This window comes from Pseudonocardia sp. DR1-2, from assembly GCF_023717215.1.
Lineage (GTDB): Bacteria > Actinomycetota > Actinomycetes > Mycobacteriales > Pseudonocardiaceae > Pseudonocardia > Pseudonocardia alni.
On sequence record NZ_JAMQOF010000002.1, the window covers coordinates 114,426 to 135,050 of the forward strand.

General features: G+C 74.6%; 24 protein-coding genes. 12 read left to right on the forward strand and 12 right to left on the reverse strand.

The window, feature by feature from the left end; all coding sequences use genetic code 11:
• Window positions 1-17 precede the first annotated feature (17 nt).
• Window positions 18-785: an SDR family NAD(P)-dependent oxidoreductase gene (locus tag ND486_RS05240; protein WP_251783084.1), complete on the reverse strand. Its 768-nt coding sequence runs from the start codon at window positions 783-785 to the stop codon at window positions 18-20.
• 112 nt (window positions 786-897) lie between these two features.
• On the opposite strand from ND486_RS05240, the gene ND486_RS05245 reads away from it, so the two are divergent.
• The 7 genes from ND486_RS05245 to ND486_RS05275 all read left to right on the forward strand — a co-directional run bounded on the left by ND486_RS05245 (window position 898) and on the right by ND486_RS05275 (window position 5,058).
• Window positions 898-1,536, forward strand: coding sequence for a TetR/AcrR family transcriptional regulator (locus ND486_RS05245; protein ID WP_251783085.1), 639 nt, complete (start codon window positions 898-900; stop codon window positions 1,534-1,536).
• A gap of 58 nt (window positions 1,537-1,594) precedes the next feature.
• Window positions 1,595-2,107, forward strand: a complete 513-nt coding sequence (locus ND486_RS05250) for a polyketide cyclase (RefSeq protein WP_251783086.1) — start codon at window positions 1,595-1,597, stop codon at window positions 2,105-2,107.
• Window positions 2,108-2,164: 57 nt separating this feature from the next.
• Complete coding sequence (locus tag ND486_RS05255; RefSeq protein WP_073575791.1) at window positions 2,165-2,497, forward strand: hypothetical protein; 333 nt, start codon at window positions 2,165-2,167, stop codon at window positions 2,495-2,497.
• Window positions 2,498-2,846: 349 nt separating this feature from the next.
• A complete protein-coding gene (locus ND486_RS05260; RefSeq protein ID WP_020627798.1) occupies window positions 2,847-3,050 on the forward strand; it encodes a cold-shock protein in 204 nt (67 codons plus the stop codon).
• Between the two features lie 103 nt (window positions 3,051-3,153).
• Window positions 3,154-3,984 carry a phosphotransferase gene (locus tag ND486_RS05265; protein WP_251783087.1) on the forward strand — a complete coding sequence of 277 codons (831 nt, stop codon included), beginning with the start codon at window positions 3,154-3,156 and terminating at the stop codon, window positions 3,982-3,984.
• 9 nt (window positions 3,985-3,993) lie between these two features.
• Window positions 3,994-4,572, forward strand: a complete 579-nt coding sequence (locus ND486_RS05270; RefSeq protein WP_251783088.1) for a GNAT family N-acetyltransferase — start codon at window positions 3,994-3,996, stop codon at window positions 4,570-4,572.
• Window positions 4,573-4,692: 120 nt separating this feature from the next.
• Entirely contained in the window at window positions 4,693-5,058 is a 366-nt protein-coding gene (locus tag ND486_RS05275) for a DUF4345 family protein (RefSeq protein WP_251783089.1), read from the forward strand.
• On the opposite strand, the gene ND486_RS05280 is transcribed toward ND486_RS05275, so the two are convergent.
• From ND486_RS05280 to ND486_RS05320, 9 genes are all read right to left on the reverse strand, one after another.
• Window positions 5,001-5,804, reverse strand: a complete 804-nt coding sequence (locus ND486_RS05280; protein WP_251783090.1) for a helix-turn-helix domain-containing protein — start codon at window positions 5,802-5,804, stop codon at window positions 5,001-5,003. The genes ND486_RS05275 and ND486_RS05280 overlap by 58 nt on opposite strands.
• A complete protein-coding gene (gene lnt / locus ND486_RS05285; protein WP_251783091.1) occupies window positions 5,774-7,258 on the reverse strand; it encodes an apolipoprotein N-acyltransferase in 1,485 nt (494 codons plus the stop codon). The genes ND486_RS05280 and lnt overlap by 31 nt, the downstream gene beginning before the upstream one ends.
• Before the next feature lie 4 nt (window positions 7,259-7,262).
• The gene (gene mptB, locus ND486_RS05290; protein WP_251783092.1) at window positions 7,263-8,651 is read right to left on the reverse strand and encodes a polyprenol phosphomannose-dependent alpha 1,6 mannosyltransferase MptB; all 1,389 of its coding nucleotides are present in this window, start codon (window positions 8,649-8,651) and stop codon (window positions 7,263-7,265) included.
• Window positions 8,652-8,659: 8 nt separating this feature from the next.
• Window positions 8,660-10,690 carry a hypothetical protein gene (locus ND486_RS05295; RefSeq protein ID WP_251783093.1) on the reverse strand — a complete coding sequence of 677 codons (2,031 nt, stop codon included), beginning with the start codon at window positions 10,688-10,690 and terminating at the stop codon, window positions 8,660-8,662.
• Window positions 10,691-10,737: 47 nt separating this feature from the next.
• On the reverse strand, window positions 10,738-11,979 hold the full coding sequence (locus ND486_RS05300) for an acetyl-CoA carboxylase biotin carboxylase subunit family protein (RefSeq protein ID WP_062399604.1): 1,242 nt from the start codon (window positions 11,977-11,979) through the stop codon (window positions 10,738-10,740).
• Window positions 11,980-12,078: 99 nt separating this feature from the next.
• Complete coding sequence (gene whiA, locus ND486_RS05305; RefSeq protein WP_251783094.1) at window positions 12,079-13,017, reverse strand: DNA-binding protein WhiA; 939 nt, start codon at window positions 13,015-13,017, stop codon at window positions 12,079-12,081.
• A gap of 106 nt (window positions 13,018-13,123) precedes the next feature.
• Complete coding sequence (locus ND486_RS05310; protein WP_251783095.1) at window positions 13,124-13,324, reverse strand: hypothetical protein; 201 nt, start codon at window positions 13,322-13,324, stop codon at window positions 13,124-13,126.
• Window positions 13,325-13,464: 140 nt separating this feature from the next.
• Window positions 13,465-14,178 carry a TetR/AcrR family transcriptional regulator gene (locus ND486_RS05315; protein ID WP_208823387.1) on the reverse strand — a complete coding sequence of 238 codons (714 nt, stop codon included), beginning with the start codon at window positions 14,176-14,178 and terminating at the stop codon, window positions 13,465-13,467.
• Window positions 14,179-14,242: 64 nt separating this feature from the next.
• A complete protein-coding gene (locus ND486_RS05320; RefSeq protein ID WP_251783096.1) occupies window positions 14,243-14,875 on the reverse strand; it encodes a TetR/AcrR family transcriptional regulator in 633 nt (210 codons plus the stop codon).
• Window positions 14,876-14,960: 85 nt separating this feature from the next.
• Between ND486_RS05320 and ND486_RS05325 the strand changes: the two genes are divergently transcribed.
• From ND486_RS05325 to ND486_RS05340, 4 genes are all read left to right on the forward strand, one after another.
• Entirely contained in the window at window positions 14,961-15,401 is a 441-nt protein-coding gene (locus tag ND486_RS05325) for a nuclear transport factor 2 family protein (RefSeq protein ID WP_251783097.1), read from the forward strand.
• Window positions 15,398-16,213, forward strand: coding sequence for an ergot alkaloid biosynthesis protein (locus tag ND486_RS05330; RefSeq protein WP_251783098.1), 816 nt, complete (start codon window positions 15,398-15,400; stop codon window positions 16,211-16,213). The genes ND486_RS05325 and ND486_RS05330 overlap by 4 nt, the downstream gene beginning before the upstream one ends.
• Before the next feature lie 82 nt (window positions 16,214-16,295).
• Entirely contained in the window at window positions 16,296-17,234 is a 939-nt protein-coding gene (locus tag ND486_RS05335) for an NADPH:quinone oxidoreductase family protein (RefSeq protein ID WP_251783099.1), read from the forward strand.
• Between the two features lie 102 nt (window positions 17,235-17,336).
• Complete coding sequence (locus ND486_RS05340) at window positions 17,337-18,284, forward strand: excalibur calcium-binding domain-containing protein (protein WP_251783100.1); 948 nt, start codon at window positions 17,337-17,339, stop codon at window positions 18,282-18,284.
• A gap of 54 nt (window positions 18,285-18,338) precedes the next feature.
• Here ND486_RS05340 and ND486_RS05345 read toward each other — a convergent pair whose 3' ends face one another.
• Complete coding sequence (locus tag ND486_RS05345; protein WP_308215809.1) at window positions 18,339-18,839, reverse strand: class I SAM-dependent methyltransferase; 501 nt, start codon at window positions 18,837-18,839, stop codon at window positions 18,339-18,341.
• A 48-nt stretch (window positions 18,840-18,887) separates the two neighbouring features.
• Between ND486_RS05345 and ND486_RS05350 the strand changes: the two genes are divergently transcribed.
• Window positions 18,888-19,319 (forward strand): DUF1707 domain-containing protein, encoded by a 432-nt coding sequence (locus ND486_RS05350; RefSeq protein ID WP_251783101.1) that lies wholly within the window; start codon window positions 18,888-18,890, stop codon window positions 19,317-19,319.
• 18 nt (window positions 19,320-19,337) lie between these two features.
• On the opposite strand, the gene ND486_RS05355 is transcribed toward ND486_RS05350, so the two are convergent.
• Window positions 19,338-20,504, reverse strand: coding sequence for an LLM class flavin-dependent oxidoreductase (locus ND486_RS05355; RefSeq protein WP_251783102.1), 1,167 nt, complete (start codon window positions 20,502-20,504; stop codon window positions 19,338-19,340).
• Window positions 20,505-20,625: the final 121 nt, after the last annotated feature.

Sequence of the window (20,625 nt, forward strand, 5' to 3'; positions counted from 1 at the left end):
TCGTGTTCCACGGCCTCTCACCGGAGCGCCGGGCCGAGCAGCAGGCCGCCGTCGCTCACGTACTCCGAGCCCGTCACGAAGGACGCCGCCGGGGAGGCGAGGAACAGCACCAGCGCCGAGATGTCCGCCGGTTCCCCCAGCCGCGGCACCGCGAAGGGGTCGGGCGAGTAGAAGTCGGCGATGGGGGCGGTGGCTCCGGCGGCGGGCTCGGTGATGAACGGCGTCGCGATGACCCCCGGGTGGACGACGTTGACCCGGATCCCGTCGCGGCCCAGCTCGAGCGCCGCGGTCCTGGTCAGGCCGCGCAGCGCCCACTTGGCGGCGACGTACGGCGCGTAGTGGGCGGTCCCCCCGGTCCCCATGACGGAACCGATGTTGGTGATGGTCCCGCCGCCCGCACGGCGCAGGGCCGGCGTCACCGCCTTGATGCCGAAGAACGCACCGGTCAGGTCGATGTCGAGCACACGCCGCCACGTGGACGCCTCGGTCGTCTCGATCGGTGCGGGCGGGTTCTGGACGCCGGCGTTGTTGACCAGGACGGTCAGCCGGCCGAACCGGTGCTCGGCCTCGGCGACGGCCGCGCCCCACGACGCCTCGTCGGCGACGTCGAGCTGCACGACGCAGCACCGGTCGCCGAGCTCCTCGGCGAGCCGGTCCCCGCGCTCGCGGCGGGTGGTGCCGATGACGACGTTCGCGCCCTCGGCGTGGAACGCGCGGACGTGGCCGGCGCCCTGTCCCCCGGTGCCGCCGGTGACGAGGACGGTCTGTCGGTCGAAACGAGCCATGGGCTTCTCCCGGATTCCGAGTCGTAGTGGTGAGTTGATCCACTCACCTCATGACCGAAGGTAGAAGTCGCAGAGAGGTGAGTCAAGTGACTCACCTCGATACGATGCGGCGATGGATGCCCCCGTGCCGACGTACCACCGGCGTATGGCGGAGGAGAAGCGCGCCCTGATCGTGCAGGCGGCCACGAGACTCTTCCTCGCGTCCGGCTACGACCGCACGTCACTCGCGAGGGTCGCGGACGAGGCGGGGGTCTCGCGGGCGACGCTGTTCAAGCAGTTCCCGACGAAGGCCGCGCTGTTCGAAGCCATGATCATCGCGACCTGGGACGAGGGCGACGGCGGCGCGGACGTCCCGACCGGCGACCTCACCGCCGGCCTCCTCGCACTCGGCCACCGGTACGCGGCACTCCTGGGACGGCGGGAGATGCAGGATCTGTTCCGCATCGTCATCGCCGAGCTCCCCCGGTTCCCGGAACTGGCACGGGCACAGTTCTCGCTCGGCAAGCTGCCCTACTTCGAGACGGTCCGCCGCCATCTCGCCGCCGCTCACGAGGCCGGGACCGCCCGGATCGACGATCCCGAACTCGCGACGACCCAGTTCCTCGGGATGATCTCCAACGCCCTGTTCTGGCCCGCGCTCCTCCTGCCCGACTGGAGCGTCGACGCGGACCGGGTCTCCCGCGTCGTCGAGGAGGGGGTACGCACCACGACGGCGCGGTACGCGGTCCGGGCCGCCGACGCCGGGCCGTGACGGCGGTCGCGCGGTTCGTGGTGCGGACGGCGGGCGGCGTCGGGTGCACGATGGACCCGTGATCGGTGACCGCTGGGGCGTGAGCGACGCCGAGACCGCCCGCCCCTACCCGTGCGACGAGTTCGTCCCGGCCCCCACGCTGCAGGCGTGGCGGGGCGTCTCCGTCGCCGCGCCGGCCGCCGCCGTCTGGCCGTGGGTCGCCCAGATCCGGCTCGCCCCGTACTCCTACGACTGGGTCGACAACCTCGGACGCCGATCCCCGCAGGAGCTCGTGGAACTACCGGAACCGCAGGTCGGGGACACCTTCACCGCGACCGGCGGACGACGGATCGGCCGGATCCTCTCGGTCGACCCCGGGGTGCAGCTCACCGGCAGCGTCCTGGGCGCCGTCATGTCCTACGTCCTCGCGCCGCAGGGGGCGGCCACGACCCGCCTGCTGCTCAAGGTCGTCATGGGCGGCACCCGCGCGCTCGCGCCGCTGGTGTCGGTCGGCGACCTCGTGATGGCCCGGCGGCAGCTGCTGAACCTGGGACAGCTCGCCGAGGACCACAGCCGGCCACCGGGTCGGTGACGACACACCGGGCACGGTGGGGTGCGACGACGGGGTGTGATGCGCGATCCTGACGGGATGAGTGAGAACCCGGTAGCGCTCGATCTCGACGACGCGGGACTGGCCGGTGGCCTCCCCCGCCCGGCGCACCAGCTCGACGGGATCCAGGACGTACCGTTCCGCCCGGTCCAGTTCCGCGACAACGACCTCCCGACCGCACTGGAGCGCGCCGCGCAGTGGCTGCGGGAGACCCAGTCCTGGCTGGGCGAGCCGGTCGACGTGATCGCCATCCACCTCGACTACAACGAGGCGTCCGAGGCGGCGTACTACGAGCTCAAGCTGATGTGCAACGAGGAGGACCTCGCCGGGGCACCCATCGCGGTGCGCCAGCGGGCCGCCGCCGACGCCTGACCACACCCCGACGGGTCGTCGCCCCGGCACCGACCGTGCCGGGGCGGCGCCCCCTCAGTGATCAGAGTCACGCCGAGCATGACGATCAGCAGGTCGCGACCCTCCGGAACGTCCGCGGGAGCGTCTCGGGGCGGACGACTGTTTGGCCGACACCGGGCCCTGCGGTAGCGTCCTCCTCGGTCACCGTAGTTCTGAGTTTCGTGTCTCAAGCGCGCTCGCAGAATGATGATGCGGGCGGATCCGCTGTCTTTGGTGTAGCTGAAGCTGGCTGCCGTCTGGGAATTCCTCTGACCCGGGCAGCCGCACGACGTGGTTGTTCCGTCCGAAAGCTGCATGACAAGGAGTCACCATGACCAACGGAACCGTGAAGTGGTTCAACGCCGAGAAGGGCTTCGGCTTCATCGCCCCCGAGGACGGCGGCGCCGACGTGTTCGTCCACTACTCGGCCATCGAGGGCTCGGGCTTCAAGGAGCTCCAGGAGAACCAGGCCGTGTCCTACGAGGTCACCCAGGGCGCCAAGGGCCCGCAGGCCTCCTCGGTGTCCCCCCGCTGACATCCCCGCCCGGCCGTGCGGCCGGGCACTGTTCCTCCGTCCGATGGCGGCATCCCCACGCGGGATGCCGCCATCGGCGTCTCCGGGCCGCTAGCGTGGCGGAGTGCCGCTGTCCGCCCGCCAGACCGCGCTGCTGGCGGACCGGTTACCCGGACACGAGGTCGTCGCCGACCACGGCTGGGGTCTGGTCGGGACCACCGTGCTGCAGATCCGCCACGCCGGTGCCGACCTCATCGTGAAGGCCGGCGACGACGCCGACACCCACATCGCCCGTGAGCTGCGCGCCCACCGCGAGTGGCTGGCTCCGCTCGTCGCCCGCGGCCGCGCGCCGGAGCTGCGCCACGCCGACGCCGACGCGAAGCTCCTGGTCACCCGCTACCTGCCCGGGGCCCTGGTGCAGGACACCCCCGCCGAGCACGAGCCGTCGACCTACCGCGGCGCCGGCGAGCTGCTGGCGCTGCTGCACGACCGGCCCGCCGTCGTCGACGAGGGGTACGGCGCCCGGCTGCGCGACACCGTCCTGACCAGGCTCGGGCGTCCGCACCGCATCGCCCCCGGGCTCCTCGCACGGCTCCGGGCGGAGGTGGCCGGCTGGCCGACACCGGCGGCCCGGCTCGTCCCCACCCACGGCGACTGGCACCCGCGCAACTGGCTGGTGCACGACGGGGTCGTCGCCGTGATCGACCTGGGCCGGGCGGCACTGCGCCCGGCGTCCACCGACCTGGTGCGTCTCGCGGCCCGCCAGTTCCGGTGGGACCCGGCGCTGGAGACGGCCCACCACGACGGCTACGGCGGCGACCCGCGCGAGCCCGGCCCGTGGCGCCGGGAGTGGGTCGCCGAGGCCGTCGGCACCGTGACCTGGGCCCTCCAGGTCGGCGACGAGCCGTTCGAGGCCCACGGACACCGGATGCTCGCCGAGGCGTTCCCCGACTAGCCTGCGCCGGTGCCCCTCGTCGTCGGTCCGGCCACCTCGTTCGACGACCTCGCGACCCTGCTGGGTCCGAAGCGCGACCCCGACGCGTCGGTCTGCTGGTGTCTCTCGCACCGCCTGCCCGCGGCGACGCACCGCGCCCTGACCGGCCGGGCCCGGGGCGAGTACGTGCGGGAGCTGACGACCCGCGCGGTCGCACCCGGCGTCGTCGCCCACGACGACGGCGAACCGGTCGGCTGGGCCGCCGTCGCGCCACGCTCCGAGCTGCCGTTCGCCCGCTCCCGCACCATCCCGCACGTCGACGACCTCCCGGTCTGGTCGGTGTGGTGCTTCCGGGTCCGTGCCGGGCACCGGGGCCGCGGCATCGCGCGGGCCCTGCTCGCCGGAGCCGTCGCGTACGCCCGGGACCAGGGGGCGCCGGCCGTCGAGGGCTACCCGGTGGACAACCGGGGCGCCCGGGTCGACCTGACGATGGCCTACGTCGGCACCCGCGCGTTGTTCGAGGCGGGCGGGTTCACGTTCGCCGCGGCGACCACCGGGGTGTCCGGCGGGTTCCCGCGGGTGGTCATGCGCCGCGCGCTGGCCGGCTGACCCGGCACCGCCCCGGATCGCGCAGATCCGTGACGGCGGACCGCTCCCGTTCCCGGCAGGCTCGCCCACGTCCTGACGAGCCTCCGGTCGCCGCCGGAGGAGCACCGAGACGGAGGAGCGATGATCGTGGTCGTCGTCGTGGTCGGCATCTTCTTCCTGCTCATGGGCGGGTACGCGCTGGTCGCGCCGGCCGCGCTGGTCCGGCCGTTCGGGCTGGTGGCCGACGGCCCGGAGAGCAGGTCGGAGGTGCGCGCCGTCTACGGCGGGTTCGGCCTGGCGATCGCGGCCGTGCTCGGGCTGGCCCTCGCCGTCCCCGGGCTCCGCATCGGTGTGGTGCTCACCGTCGCCTTCGCGCTCGGCGGGATGGCCGTCGGGCGCGTGCTGTCCCGGCTGGTCGACCGGCCCACCGCGTTCTACCCGATCTGGTTCTACGGCCTGGTCGAGGCGGTCGCGGCCGGGGCGCTGGTCGTCGTCGCCGCGACCTGACCGGGCACGACCCGGATGTCGAGCCCCGACCGGAGGAGCCGCCCGGGCGGCAGGCCGAACATCCGGCGGAACGCCAGCCCGAGGTGCGACGGCGTCGCGAACCCGGCGTCGGCCGCGGCCCGGGTGAGGTCCCCGCCGTCGCGCACGACGCCCGCGACGATCCGCATCCGCGCCCACCTGCGGTAGGCCCGCAGGCCGGCCCCCGTCTGCCGGGTGAACAGGCGCGCGAAGTGACCCGGCGACAGCCCGGCCGCCGTCGCGAGGTCACCGGTCGGCAGGTCCGGGCCGCCGGGCCGGTGCAGGGCCGCGATCGCCCGCGCGATGCGGGCGTCGGGCTCGGCGCGGGCCCCCGGCGCCGTACCGCTGTCGACCAGGATCCGCCGCAGCCCCGGCCCGTCGCCGTCGACCGCGCAGGCGACGAGGTCGGGCTCGGCCGGGTGCCCGGTCACGATCCCGGCGGGCCCGCGACCGGGCTCGAGGAACACGAAGGCCGCCCGGTGCGCGCCGCCGGTGATGCGGTGGCGCAGTCCGGCCGGGACCAGCAGCGTCCGCGCCGTGCGGTCCGGCGCACCGTCGACCCGCACGGTCAGGTCGTCGTCGACACCGACCGCGAGGCACGCCACCGCGCCCCGGTGTGCGTCGAGTCCGAGCATCGGCCCCAGGTGGACGGCCCAGCAGGGCCCCACCCACAGCCGCGCCGGGCCCGCCGCCACGGTCACCGGACGCCCGCCCGCCGGCGTCGCCATCCGAACCCGGCAGCCGCCGCGAGCAGCCCGGCGAGCGCCAGACCGTGCTCGAACCACGCCCCCCAGCGGGTCGCGAACGTCAGGTCGGTGCGCAGCGGCACCTGTTCGACCAGGGTGTCCGCGGTGTACAGCCCGGTCTCGGCGACGACGGAGCCGTCGGGCCGGATCACCGCACTCGCCCCGGACAGCGCCGCGACGACCGCGGCCCGCCCGTGCTCGACGGCCCGCAGCCGCGACATCGCGAGGTGCTGCCAGGTCATCTCGCCCCGCCCGTACCAGGCGTTGTTCGTCGGGATGACCAGCAGCGAACCGCCGTCGGCGACGCCGTCGCGCAGCACGTGGTCGTAGGCGGTCTCGTAACAGATCGCCGTCGCCACCCGGGTGCCCGCGACGGGCAGCACCGCGGGCGCCGTACCGGGGGTGAAGTCGGCCAGCGCGACGAACGGGGTCAGGTACTGCGTGACCGCGCGCAGCGGGATGCGCTCGCCGAACGGCACGAGCTCCTGCTTGGCGTAGCGCGCCCCCACCCCGGTCCCCGGGTTCCAGACGGCCACCGCGTTCTCGGTCCCGGTCGCGCCCGCCTCGTAGTTGGTGCCGACCAGGAACGGCACGCCCAGCGCGTCGACGACCCGGTCGACCGCCGGGTCGACGCCGTCGGTCGACAGCGAGCTCTCCGGCCACACGACGAGGTCGGGCCGACCGACCGCGCCGGACCGGACGCGGTCGATCAGCACGGAGGTCTCGGCGAGGCTGTTCGCGCGCAGGGTCCGACCGGCCGTGAACAGGCCGAGCCCGATGTCGGGGGCGTTGCCCTGCACGACCGCGACGGTGCGGGTGCCGTCCTGCGCGTCGACGGGCGGGGCCGGCACCGCGAGCAGCACGAGCACGACCGCCACGACCGGGACGAGGCCGCCGACCCGGCGGGGACGCTGCAGGAACGCCGCCACGCAGAACCCGGCCGCGACCACCGCGACCGACACCAGCGGGGCCCCACCGATCGCGGCGAGCGGCAGGAACGGCCCCTCGACCTGCCCGAACGCGACCCGGCCCCAGGGGAAGCCGTTGAGCGGGAACCGGCTCTGCAGCCACTCCTGCGCGGCGAAGGCGAGCGCACCCCACACCGGCGCGGCGGGCAGCCGGGCGGCGAGGGCGACGAGCGCACCGCCGAGCGCCGGGAACCCCGCCATGACCAGCGACAGCCCCACCCACGGGAACGGGCCGTAGTCACGGCCGAGGAAGTCCTGGATCCACATCAGGTGCGCCAGGTAGAAGGCGAACCCGAACACCGCACCGAGCAGCGCGGCGCGGCGCACCCGGACCCCGGACAGGGCCCACCAGAGCAGCGCGAACGCCACGATCGCGGTCCACCACACGGTGCGCGGCGGGAACGCCAGGTGCAGCAGCACCCCGCCGACGACGACCGCCGCGATCCGCAGCGCGAGTGCCTTCACCACACGGTCAGCATGATCCGGCGGCGGCGCGGGCCCGCGCGCGGGTCCCGGCGGCCACCGCCCCCACCACCGCGACGACGAGCAGCGCGCCCGCGTAGGCGGCGACGAGCTGCATCGGCCGCCCGGAGAAGTCCCCCGCGAGCGGCGGCACCAGCACCGCGAACAGCGCCACGACGCCCGTCAGCGCCGCCCGCGGCCGCGGCGGGAGCGGCACGCAGGCCAGCGGGGCCAGCGCCCACAGCAGGTACCACGGGTGCAGCACCGGCCCGAGCACGACGACGACGCCGAGCACCAGGCCGAGCGCCGTCGTCGCACCGGTCCGGCCGCGGGCCTGTGCGACGAGCACCCCGGCGGCGAGGAGCGCGGCGAGCAGCGTCCCGGCGGTCCGCGTCGCCGTCAGTGCCGTGGCCGGGTCGGCGCCGAGCACGCCCGCGACCGCCGCGGCCCAGTTGGTGGGCGCCATCCAGCTGAACAGCTGCCCGGGAGCGGAGACCGCGCCGAGCCAGCTCCCCCCGCCGGCGTCGACGGCCGACACCGCGACCGCGACCGCCGCGGCCACCCCCGCGACCAGGACGACCGCCCCCCACCGGCGGGTACGGCCGGGCGCGGACCGGGCCGCGGCGACCGCCAGGACCACGAGCCCGGCCGCCGCGGGGGCCTTCACCAACGCCCCCAGCACGACGAGCGCGGCACCCGCGGCGAGCGCCGCCCACGGCCCGCGCAGCCCGACGGCGAGGCCCACGAGCAGCAGCGCGAGCATCGGGCCGTCGTTGTGCATCCCGCCGACGACGTGCCAGAGCACCAGCGGGTTCGCGACCCCCCACGCCAGCGCCGTCCCCGGTGGGATCCCGTGGGCACGGGCCAGGCGTAGCACCGCCCACCCGATCCCCACCACCGCGACGACGGCGAGCAGCCGGTACGCCGCCACCCCGGCGAACACCCAGTCCCCGGCGACGGCGGCGACCGCCTTCTGCCACAGGTCGGTCACCGGCCCGTACGGCGACGGCGTCTCCCTCCAGTAGCCGTCGACCCGCGCGAGGACCGGCGACCCGGCGGGCAGCCCGGCCGCCGGACCGGTCCGGTGCGGGTCGGCGCCGCCGAGCGCGACCATCCCCTGGGCGAGGTAGCTGTACACGTCGCGGGAGAACAGCGGCGGTGCGACGAGCAGTGGCGTGGCCCAGGCGAGCAGCGCCCGCACCGCCTGCACCGGGAGCACCGGAGCGCGCACCAGCAGCAGCCAGGCCACGACGACCAGCCCCGTCCCGGCCACCGCGGCGCCGAGCGCCACCGTCGACCCGGGGCGGAGCACCACCGCCCAGGCGCCGCCGGTCAGCAGCACCGACCCGGCGGCGCCGAGCGCGGTCGGTGCCGCGACCGGGCGGCGTCGCTCCCCCACGGCCGGGGTCAGGCGGTCGGGGCCGCCGGGCCGTCGGAGGCCTGGAGTGCACCGGCGGGGAGCCGGTCGGCGCCCCAGCTGCGTTCGATGTAGCCGACGATCGTGGCGATGTCCTCGGCGGGCACGCGCTCGGGCTCCCCGTGCTCCAGCGGGTCGCCGTGGAAGATGTAGAGCCGCGACGCGAACTGGTCGAACGGCAGCGACGCCTCGCCGAAACGCTCCCCGTTGCCCGCCGTCGAGACGACGACGCCGTCGCCCCAGTCCTGCCCGCTGTCGTTGTTCGGGTTGTAGAAGTACACCCGCATCACGTCGTTCGGGTCCGGCGCGACCCGCAGGATGGCGATGGCGTGCCAGCCGACGTAGCGGGCGGCGCTGTCGGTGACCGCGATGCCGGCGGGCTGCGGGTGGATCAGCGGCTGGCCGCCGTTGTACCCGGGGTGGTAGCCGGCGTGGAACTGACGCAGGAAGGCGTCGAGGTCGGTGAGGTTGCCGGTCCCGACGTCGACGTTGATGTGGAAGCCGCGGGCCGCCCACCAGCCGTGGAACTCGGGGTTGACCCAGCGGTGCGGGTCCCCGGGCCGGTCGGAGCAGCGGCGGCCCATCTCGGCGTAGATCCGGTCCAGGTGCGGGACGACGACCAGCGACACCGGGTCGAGGTCGATCGGCAGCTTCTCCGCGACCCCGGCTCCGCTCTCCTGCGACGAGATCCGCTGCCCCTCGAAGTGCATGACGATCTCGTCGTCGCGGGCCGCCCAGACGACCATCTGCAGCAGGTAGTCCGGGTCGTTGTAGGCCCACATCGACAGGGCGCGGGCGGACTGGCAGGTGGGGTTGTCGCCCTGCCCGACGCCGAGCGGCTGGCCCAGCATCGACAGCACACCGGCCAGCAGCCGCACCTCGGGTGCGGGCTCCTCGCCGAACGCGGCGACCAGGCGCTCCCGCGCGGCCGGGCCGATCTCGAGCGCGATCTGGCGCCACAGCCCGGGCACGACCGGCGGCTCGTAGAGGATGCCGCGGTCGAGCAGCAGCGCCAGGCCGTAGATGCACTGCGCGGTGTGCGGGGTGACGGCCTCCTCGATCAGCCGGTGCACCAGGTCCCGGAAGCGCAGCAGGCAGTTCTTGCCGGTGTCGGACAGGCCGAGCGCCTCGGCGAGCAGGTAGTCGCTCTCGTGGCGCAGGAACTGCAGCAGCTCCGCGTGGTACGGCGACACGAGCCCGGTGTCGTGCATGGCCCGGGCGAACCCGGCGGCCTCGTACTGCAGGCCTCCGGTGTCCATCGCCTCCAGCCGGGACCGGAAGACGTCGATGCCCGGGTCCTCGCGGCTCGCCTCGGTGGTCCCGAACAGCGCGGTGATCAGCCGGTCGAGTCCCTGCCCGGAGGACAGGTCCACGCTCGGGTCACCGCGCCACACCGACAGCCGGGTGATCAGCGACGACACCTGGTCGACCTGGATCGGGCGCTGGCGCAGGATCCGCCAGATCTCGTCGACCAGCTTGTCGAGGACGCTGTCGTAGCCGATGCCCTCGGCGATGTGGCGGAACAGGTCGCGGATCATCTGGGCCGTCCGGCCCTCGTGGACCCGCTCCGCCTCGGTCGGCGGTGTGAACAGCAGCTCGAGGTTCATCGCCAGCACCTGGGACAGGAACTGACGGGCCTCGTCGGCGGAGATCGCGGGGTGGTCGTACTCCCCGAGGGCGACCGCGAGCATCCGCAGCTCGCTGGTCGCCTCCATCACCACCGTGTCGGCGACGCCGCTGTGCAGCCCCGCCCCGACCAACGCCGGGACCAGGATGTCCGGGTGGGCCCAGTCGGTGCCGGCGAACACGCCGGCCTCCTCCAGGTCCCGGGCGCGGGCCTGCACGGCGGCGGGGCCCCCGTCCTGCAACAGGACGCGACGGAGCTGCTCCAGAACCCTGCGGATCTTCGTCGTCTTACCGAAGTCCGGGGTCCGGGCCAGGTCCCAGGTGGCGTCGTCGAGCGAGACCAGGCGCCTGTCCAGCACCGAGGTCCCACTCGCGACGTCGACGGTCGGTTTCACACGGCTTCCCTCGTTCGGGCTCCACGGCCGTGGGCGGGTACCCGCCCTCAGACGTAGAAGTCGAGTTCTTCCTGCTTCTTCAACAGATCGCGCATCCGGTAGGGGTCGTCCCCGAAGAAGTAGAGCAGACCCCAGTGCGTGCCGAACGCGGTCCTCTTCGTCACGGTCTCCTCGACCGGCGACGTGAGGTCGTGCGACTCGTAGTAGTCGTCGTCCTCGGTCTCCTCGGGGATCCGCAGGCTGCTGACGACGCGGCGGCGCGGGTAGACCCCGAAGCAGCCGGCCACGCCGGAGGCCCCCTCGACCTCCTTCGGGAAGAAGGCGTCGATCTCCTCCTCGGTGGTCTTCGGGTCGAACGCCAGCACGAGGCCCTGGTAGGCGTTGAAGCCGTAGGAACGCTCGAGCAGCTCGAAGACCTTGAAGCCCGGCGGGCGGTAGGCGACCTCGCCGAAGTACATCTCGCCGTCGGAGGTGACGAAGTACTCCGGGTGGACGAAGCCGAACTCGATGTCGAAGGTCTTGATCAGCTTCTCGATCTGCGCGGTGATCGCGGGCCGGTACTTCTCCAGCTCCGGGGTCGCCGGCACGAACACCGAGTAACCGAGGGTGACGTACTCGGAGATGTTGAGGAACTTGATCTTCCCGTTGTGCACCCACGCCTCGACGGCGAACTCCCACCCGTCGAGGTGGGACTCCATCAGGAGCGGGAACTCCTCGTCCGGGATGTTGTCGATGTCCTCGTAGGTGCGCACCACGCGGTGCCCGAGGCAGCCCGCCTTGTCGAACGCCTTGATGTGGATCGGGTCGTTCGGGTCCCCGTCGAGCTTCAGCAGGGTCTGGTTGACGCGCTTGAGGAAGCGGACGATGTCGTCACGGTCGTGGGCCTCCTCGAAGATGCCCACCCGGATCCCGCCGAGCTGTGCGCGACGCTTCATCAGCGCCTTGTCCCGGAGCAGCATCGCCTGCCCGAACAGCCGCGGGTTGTCGAGCAGCACCGAATTGATCGCGCCGGCCCATTCGACGGTTTCCTCGAACAGCGGGATGGCGACGTCGACGCCCATCTCCTGCAAGGTCTCCGCGATCTCCATCGAGCGGTCGTTCAGCCGCTCGAAGTTCCACGGGACGTACGGGATCTCGTGCTCCTTGCAGTACTCCTCGGCCCAGTCCGGGGCCACGACGACGTAGCGGCGGTCGAAGCGGTCGATCGCCTCCACCGCATTGAGACTCCACCCGAGAAGCGCGACGTATCCCTTTTCCGGATTCTTGGTGGCCGAGTCGGACCGAGGCATGGAAAAGCAACCTCCCGATTTAGACGAATTTAGGCGGCGAATGCTTGAGTCCACACCGTACCCCGAGTACGCCGCAGCGGCGGATCGTGGCGGCGGGACTCAGTCGTCGTCGGGTCCGGCGACCCCGGAGAGCCGGACCAGCGTGCGCAGCCGCCCGGCGACGGTGTCCTTCGTCAGCGGCGGGTCGGCGAGACGGCCGAGCTCCGCCAGCGACAGCGACGGGTGCTCCAGACGCAGCAGCGCGGTCTCCCGCAGGTGCGGGGCGACGTCGTCGCCGAGCGCGCGCAGCGCCATCCGGACCCGCTCGGTCGTCGCGGCGGCGGCCGTCGCCGCCCGGCGGGCGTTCACCGTCTGCAGCGACCCGTCCGCGGTGGTCGCACCCCGCGGGGCGACCGGGACCCGGCTCAGCACCTCGGCCACACCCGGTGCGCCGACACTGCGCAGCAGCGCTTCGGCGCTCTCCGGGTCCCGCACGACGACGCGGTGCTCGCTCACCGTCTCCTGCGGCGCGGCCAGCACCCCGAGCCCGCGCGCCGCCCCGACCAGTGCGAGCACGACGGCCGGCCCCGGGCAGGTGACGACCAGGCGGACCCGCCCGGCCGGTCGCACGACCCGGCCGCGCGCGATCAGCGCCCCGCGCCACACCCCGGCGGCCACGGCGGGCCCCGCCGCGACGACGGCGGGTGGCAGCCCGAGCACCGGCCGTCCGGTCCGGTCGACCAGACCCGTCGCCCGGGCCAGGTCGGTCCCCGGCGCCGTCACCCGCACCTGGTAGCGCAGGATCGCCCCGCCACCGGTCACGACCTCGGCCCGCAGCCCGCCGCGACCGTGCAGCGCCCCGAGCTCGGAGCGCATCCGCAGCGCGGGGGCCGGGGCGTCGAACTCGGCGTGGATCGTCGTCCTGCCGTCGCGGACGCCGACCTCCCCCGCCAGGCGCAGCTGGGTGACGAGCCCGGCATGCCGGACACCGGGGCGCTCCTCGCGGACCGCGCCGAGCTCACGGTGCAGCTCGGCGGTCACGCGCTCCAGGTCGAACACGATCGTCTCCTGCGGATGGGAGGCGGCAGGGCGGGGACACATCCCCCGAGGTGAACCCCGCCCTGCCCGGAAGGGCGGGGCGCCGGGGCGCCCCACCGTGGCGGGATCAGCCCTCGGACGGGTCGGCGTGCATCGGGCAGCGCGGATCGATGCAGGGCCTGCTCTCGACCCCGGCCCGGAACGCCGCGTTCGCCAGCACCGAACACAGGCAGCCCTGGGCCTTCGCCCGCGGCCCGCCCGGCGCCAGCTCGTCGACCGGAGCCGGTCTCGGACCCGACCGGCCCCCGCTGTTCGCCTCCTCGGGCATCGCTCCCCCTCCGCACGACTGCGCGCCCGGAGTTCCCCGCCGACGGGGCCCGTGCGCAGATACATCCGGCGGCCGCCACCAGGGTCCTCGACCCGCCGCGGCGACCGGCTCGCGACGGTACCCTATACGCGGGGTAACGCCTATTTCGGCTCGACGCGCACGGGGAGTGGCGATTCGGGACTCACCGTGACCCCGTGCCGCCGGGCCAGCCCCTCGATCTGCGCCCAGATCAGGTCCGTCAGGTGGGTCGCGACGACGTCCCGCCCCGGGACGTCACCGGTCGCCCGGCCGCGCAGCCACCACTCCGCGGTCGCCTGCACCGCGCCGACGAGCGACTGCGACCACACCCGGACGAGGTCGGGCTCGTCGACGTCGAGCATCAGGGCGTAGGCGCCGAGCAGGCCGGTCAGCGCGGAGGCGATGAACTCCCGGCCCGCGTCGACGACCTCGCCCCGCTGCCCGGGCAGGCGTCGGCGGAACAGCAGGTCGACACCCGGCGAGTCGTCGAGGAAGCCCAGGACCGCGTCCACCGAGTCGTGGATCCGCGTCCACGCCGGGCTCTCCCGGTAGATGGCGGGCATCAGCCGTTCCATGAGGCGGTCGGTGGCCCGTTCGGCCATCGCGTCGAGCAGCGCGGCCCGGTCGCCGAAGTGCCGGTAGATCACCGGCTTGGTGACGCCGGCCGCCTGCGCGACCTGGTCCAGGCCGAAGTCCTGCCCGTCCCGGCCCAGCACGATCAGCGCCGCGTCGACCACCTGCTCCCGACGGCGCGCGCGGTGCGCGTCCCAGCGCGTACTGCGGCCGTCGGACCGGAGGTCGTCCGCGGCCCCGGGTCCCGTGCGGTCGGACGACACGCCCACCATGCTCCTCCCTCGGCGGGCCCGGCGGGAGGAAGGCCGGACCCCGGGCGACAGTGGATCACGAAGGCCGTCGGCCGACTCGGTGCGGCGCGGTCATCCCCCGTGCGACGAGCCGGGCGAGGGCCGCCGCACCCTCGTCGTCGATCGGGCCGCCGTGCACGGCCACGCGCCAGAACGGCACGCTGCCGAGCAGGTCGACGACGAGCTCCGCCTCGACCCCGCCGGCCTGCTCCGGGGTGATCTCCCCCCGCGCGACGGCCCGGGCGAGCACCTCCCGTGCCCGGTCCCGGCGCGGCCCGGACAGCCGCTCCCGGAACGCCTCGGCCAGCCGCGGCGACCGGCGTGACTCGGCGAGCAGGTCCGGCACGATCGACGCCAGCCGGGGGTGGTCGAGCCAGTCCCGCATCCCGACGACGAGCGCGTGCAGGTCCCCGACGAGCGTGCCCGTGTCCGGCGGCGGCTCGGCCGGGACCCCGAACCGGCCGACGACGTCCATGACCATCTCGTCCTTGCCGGGCCAGCGCCGGTACAGCGCACTCTTGCCGACCCCGGCGCGCGCCGCCACCCGCTGCATCGACAGCCGGCCGTGGCCGACCTCGGCGAGCTCGGCCAGCACGGCGTCGACGACGGCCTCGGTCAGCTCGGGCCGCAGGACGGCGGCTCCGGACGGGGCACGGCGCGGAGTGGACACATCCACAGCATAGCGACTGGACGGGACGGTACCGTCTCGTCCATAGTCGTCGGGACGGAACCGTATCGACGCAACGGAGAGACCGATGGACGACGACGCCCGACGCCGGCGCGCCCACGCCGCCGTGGACGCGGCCCTGGACCGGGTGCTGGCCCACGACATGGCGGGCTTCGCCGCGCTCTGGGCCCCCGACGGCACGATGACCTTCCCGTTCGCCGCGCCCGGCTCGCCACGCGCGCTCACCGGGCGCGACGCCGTCGCCGACTACGTGGCCGGGTACAACGACCTGCTGCTGCCCACCGCCGTCATCGACGAGGTGCGGCACACGACCGGCGACCCGGACACCGTCGTCGTGGAGTTCGGCGTGCGCGGCACGGTCGTCGCGACCGGGGCGGACTACGCCCTGCACTACGTCGCGGTCGTGACCGTCGGCCCGGACGGCATCACCGGCTACCGCGACCACTGGAGCCCGCTGGAGGTCCAGCAGGCGCTCGGCCGAACGGGGCTGGCGGAGGCCACCCGATGACCGTCCTGGTCACCGGGGCCACCGGCACCACCGGGCGGCGGGTCGCCGCGCTGCTGGAGTCCGCCGGGGCCGACGTACGCCGGGCCGCCCGGTCCACCTCGCCGGGGTTCGACTGGCTGGAACCGGCGACCCACGACGCCGCGTTCGAGGGCGTCGAGAGCCTGTACCTGCTCCCGCCGCTCGCCACCCCCGACCCGGCCCCCGTGGTCGCCCCCGCTCTGGAGCGGGCGGTCCGGCGCGGTCTGCGCCGGGTGGTGCTCCTGAGCGCGGCCGCCGTCGAGCGCGGCACGCCCGGGCTGGGCGCGGTGCAGGACGTCGTCCTGGGCACGGTCCCGGAACCGTCGCTCCTGCGACCCTCGTGGTTCGCCCAGAACCTGCTCGGTGACCACCTCACCGCACGCGGGCTGCGTGCCGGTGAGGTCGTGACCGCGACCGGGGACGGCCGGGTCCCGTTCGTCGACGCGGGGGACATCGCCGCCGTCGCCGTCGCACTGCTGCTCGACCCGGCACCGCCGGAGCCGGACGTGGTGGTCACCGGTCCCGAGGCGCTGTCCTACGACGACGTGTGCGCGATCTGGACCGAGGTCACCGGGCGGCCGGCCCGGCACCGCCCGGTGGGCGTGGCCGCGATGGCCGAGCGGCTCGTCGCCGACGGCATGCCTGCCGACTACGCCGACGTGCTCGCCGGACTCGACGGGCTCATCGCCACCGGGGCCCAGGCCCGTACGAGCGACGCGGTGCGCCGGATCACCGGGCGCGACCCGCGCAGCGTCCGGGACGTGCTGCGGGAGGCCTGCCCGGCCCGGTCATGACCGCGGCCACTCCGACGATCACCGCCGGGCACCCGCGTGCGAGGCTCGCCCACGGACGCAGTGGGCGACGCGAGGAGGCGTGGTGCGACGGGTGCTCTGCCGGGAGTTCGCCGATCCGGAGCGGTTCGAGCTGGTGGAGGAGCCGGACCCGGAGCCGGGACCGGGTGAGGTCCTCGTCGCCGTCGAGGCCGCCGCGGTCAGCTTCGTCGACGGGCTGATCGCCCGCGGCGGCTACCAGCTACGACCGCCGCTGCCGTTCACACCCGGCACCGCGGTCGCCGGGACCACCCCGGACGGCAGGCGGGTCGCCGCCCTGCTCACGAGCTTCGGCGGGTTCGCCAGCCACGTCGTCGTCCCGGAGGATCGCCTGGTCCCGGTGCCCGGCGGGGTCGACGCGGGCGTCGCGGCCAGCTCGATGGAGAGCCACGGGACGATCGCCTTCGCCTTCCGGGACCGGGTCACCGTCCGCCCGGGCGAGTGGGTCGTCGTGCTCGGGGCGAGCGGGGGGATCGGGCAGGCCGCGGTCGACCACGCCCGCGCCGCCGGGGCACGGGTGCTCGCCGTCGCGTCCACACCGGACAAGCGCGCGGCCGCGCTCGCCGCCGGAGCCGAGGCCGCCGTCGGCTACGACGCCCTCAAGGACACGATCCGCGAGCACACCGGCGGGGGCGCGGACGTCGTGATCGACCCGGTCGGCGGCGACGCCGCGGAGGCCGCACTGCGGGCGCTCGGCACCGGCGGCCGGTTCTGTGTGCTGGGCTTCACCTCCGGCGCGATCCCGAGACTGCCCGCGAACGTCGTGCTGCTGCGGAACCGGACCGTCGTCGGCGTCGACTGGGGCGACTGGTCGCGCACCGACCCCGCCGCGTCGCGGGACCTGGCCGAGGACGTGCTGCGCCGGATCGGCGCCGGGGAGCTGCACCCGGCCCGCCCGCGGACCCTGCCGCTGGCCGACGCGGCCACCGCGACCCGCGCGTACGCCGAGCGCTCCGCGGTCGGGAAGCTCGTGCTCACGCCCTAGTCATCAACCCTGATGACGGGCGGTAATGGCCGCGTCACACCTCTCGATAGGTCGTTCGTCGGAGCGGGCAGCTCCGGTCGGACCACCGTGAGAGGACCTCCCATGACCGCCACCCAGTCCTGGTCCGCCGTGGAGCCGGCGACGCAGCCGATTCCCGTCGTGCGGCGGGGGAACTCCCCGGCGACCGCCGGTTTCTGGCTGGGGATCGTGGGGCTGCTGGCCGGGTGGGTCCCGTTCCTGGGTCTGCTCGTCACGGTGCCGGCATGGGCGCTCTCGCAGGCCGGTCGGCGCCGGTTCCGCACCGGCGCGGCCACGACGGCGGGTCGTAGCGGCGCCGGGCTCGCCCTGGGCGTGGCGGGCAGCGTGCTCTGCCTGCTGACGACCACCATCGGCATCGTCGGTGCGGCGAACGCACCGCAGCCGGCGCTGCCGGCCGCGGCCCCGGCCGTCCCCGCCGCCGCACCCGCCCCGGCTCCGGTGACGGTGCCGGTGCCGGACGTCGTCGGCATGACCGACGCCCGGGCACGCGAGGTCCTGGCGCAGGCCGGGTTCACGAACATCGTGCTCGGTCCGCCGTCCGCGCCGGCCGCCGGGGTCACCGCGGGCACGGTCACCGCGCAGGACCCGGTGGGATCGACGACGCACGACCGTGCGGCCGCCGTCACGCTGGTCGAGGCCGCTGCACCGGCCGCTCCGGTGGCCCCCGCCGCGGCGGCGACCGGCGCACCGGTGGACCCCGACGTCGACCGTCCGTACGTGCCCGCCCGCCCGCTCGTCGCGACCCCGCCCGCCCCGCGCACGGCCGTCGCCGCGCCGCGCCCCGCCCCGCAGGCGTCGCGCCCGGCCGCTCCCGCACCGCGCCCGGCCGCTCCCGCATCGCGCCCGGCGGCACCCGTGGCGCCGGCTCCGGCGCCGGCGTCCGGCGGTGGGTCCGCCTACTACGCCAACTGCACCGCGGCCCGCAACGCCGGTGTGGCCCCGCTGTACCGCGGCGACCCGGGCTATCGCTCGGCCCTCGACCGCGACGGCGACGGCATCGCCTGCGAGTGAGCCGACCCACGTGACCCGGTGCCCGGCGGGGGTCCCGCCGGGCACCGGCGCGTCTCAGGCCGGCCGGGCCGTCACCCCGGCCCCGCCGTCGCCGGACACCGGAACCGGGTCCCAGCCGTTGCGGCGGAGCCCCGACGCAACGGCCGCGGGTGGGGTGCCCTCGTAGAGCACGTGCAGCACCCCGCCCGGCGCGAGCACCCCGCGCAGCACCGCCAGCTCGGGCCCGGGGTCGCGGGTCCAGAACAGGTTGACGTTCAGCGTGAACGCGACGTCCACCGAGCCCGCCGTGAGCCGCAGCCCGGCCAGGTCCGACCGGAGCACGGTGAGCACGCCGCCGTCGACGGCGGCCGCGCAGCGCTCGGTGGTCCGCGCGACGGCGACGGCCGAGCGGTCCACCGCCCACATCGCGCCGCCCGCGACCCGGTCGAGCCGGGGGCAGACCAGCGACGCCACGGCACCCGGCCCGCAGCCCACCTCCAGCACCCGGGTGCCCGGACCCGCGCCGACGACGGCGGCCGCGAACCACGCCCGCGCCGGGACCGCCCTCGCCGCCACAGCGGTCATCCTGGCACGGACCGGGCACCCACAGGCATCATCGAGGAGGTGGACGAGGTGGTGGGACCCGAGCAGATCCGTATCTCCGACGCCGAACGCCAGGCCGTCGCCGACCGGCTGCGCGCCGCCCACGCCGAGGGCTACCTCGATCTCGCCGAGTACGACGAGCGCGTGACCGAGGTCTGGCGGATGCGCACCCGCGGCGACCTGGGCCGGGTGACCCGGGACCTGCCCGCCTCCTCGGCCCCCTCCCGCCGCGACGGCGTGCTGTTCTCCGCGACGGCCGGGGGCGTCGCGATGCGGGTCCTGACGATCATCTGGCTGTGCATCACCGCCGCGGCCGCGGCCGGGACCTCGGTGCTGGCGTTGCTGACCGACCTGAGCCCGTGGTGGTTCCTGGTCTTCTCCGCGCCGTCCGGTGCGGTGCTGCTGACGTTGTGGGTCGCGGGCGCGGGGCGCTCGCGACGCGGCGGCCGGTAGCCGCCGCGCCGGAGCCCGTCAGCCGCCCGCCTTCTCCTGCTCGTAGCGCTTGGTCATGGTGTCGACGGCGTCGAGCTGGCTCTGGGCGTGCTTCTCGCGCGTGGAGCTGGCCCGGTCCTTGGCCGCCAGGGTGCCCGCGGCCTGTCCCTGGAACTCGGGCACGACGTACTGGGCGATGAGCTCCCAGGAGCGCTTCGTCGCCTCGGGGTTGGCCCACTCGTGGCCGAGCAGCAGCATCGCGCCGAACCCGCCGGACTGGTCGACGAGCTTCTGCACCTGCGCCTTCGCGTCCTCGACGGTGCCGATCGCGCCGATCCCGGCGTCGTTGATGAAGTCGATCATCTCCTTGACGTCGCCGCCCTCGACCGCCATCTGCGGGAACGCCGCGACCTTCTGGAAGTAGCGGAACCAGTGCTCGATGCCGTACTCGACCTCGCGGTAGGCCTGTTCCCGGGTCTCGGCGACGTGCATGAGGCCGACCAGGCGCCACTTGCTGCGGTCGGGCGCGGGCTGCCCGTGGTGGGCGGCGCGCTCCTCGACGACGCTCCAGTGGTGGGCCAGCGCGTCGAAGCCGTCCTGGGTGAGGGTGGCGCCGATGGACAGCAGGCCGATGCCGTGCTGCCCCGCCATCCGCGGCCCGGTCGGGGACGCGACGGCGGCGACCGCGATGTCGAAGCACGGGTCGCTGTAGGGCGCGAGCTGCAGCTGGGCGTCGATCAGGTTGTGGGTCCTGGTCTCGGCGTTCACGACCTCGCCGCGCAGCAGCCGCATGATGATGTCGAGGTTCACCTCGAGGAGCTCACGGGTGTCGGTGGGGTTCAGGCCGATCATCGACGAGTCGGTGGGCAGCGAGCCGGGCCCGCAGCCGAGCATCGTGCGGCCGCGGGTGAGGTGGTCGAGCATCACCATGCGGTCGGCCACCCACAGCGGGTTGTGGTAGCTGATGGAGGTGACGCCGGTCCCGAGCCTGATGTTCCGGGTCCGCTCCGCCGCCGCGGCGATGAAGATCTCGGGCGAGGCGATGATCTCCGAGCCCGCGGAGTGGTGCTCGCCGATCCACGCCTCGTCGAAGCCGAGCCGGTCGAGGTGTTCGACGAGCTCCAGGTCGCGCTGCAGCGCGAGGGTGGGGTTCTGCCCGGGCTGGTGGAACGGGGCCAGGAAGGTGCCGAATCGCAGTCTGCTCACGGTGACTCCTCGTCGCTCCGGTGCCCACTCCGTCGAGGACACCGCCATGACAGTCCTTACCTGCAGTGACCGGCGTCACGCAAGCGTTGCACGACAGTGGCAGACCGGGTGAACGGCCGGT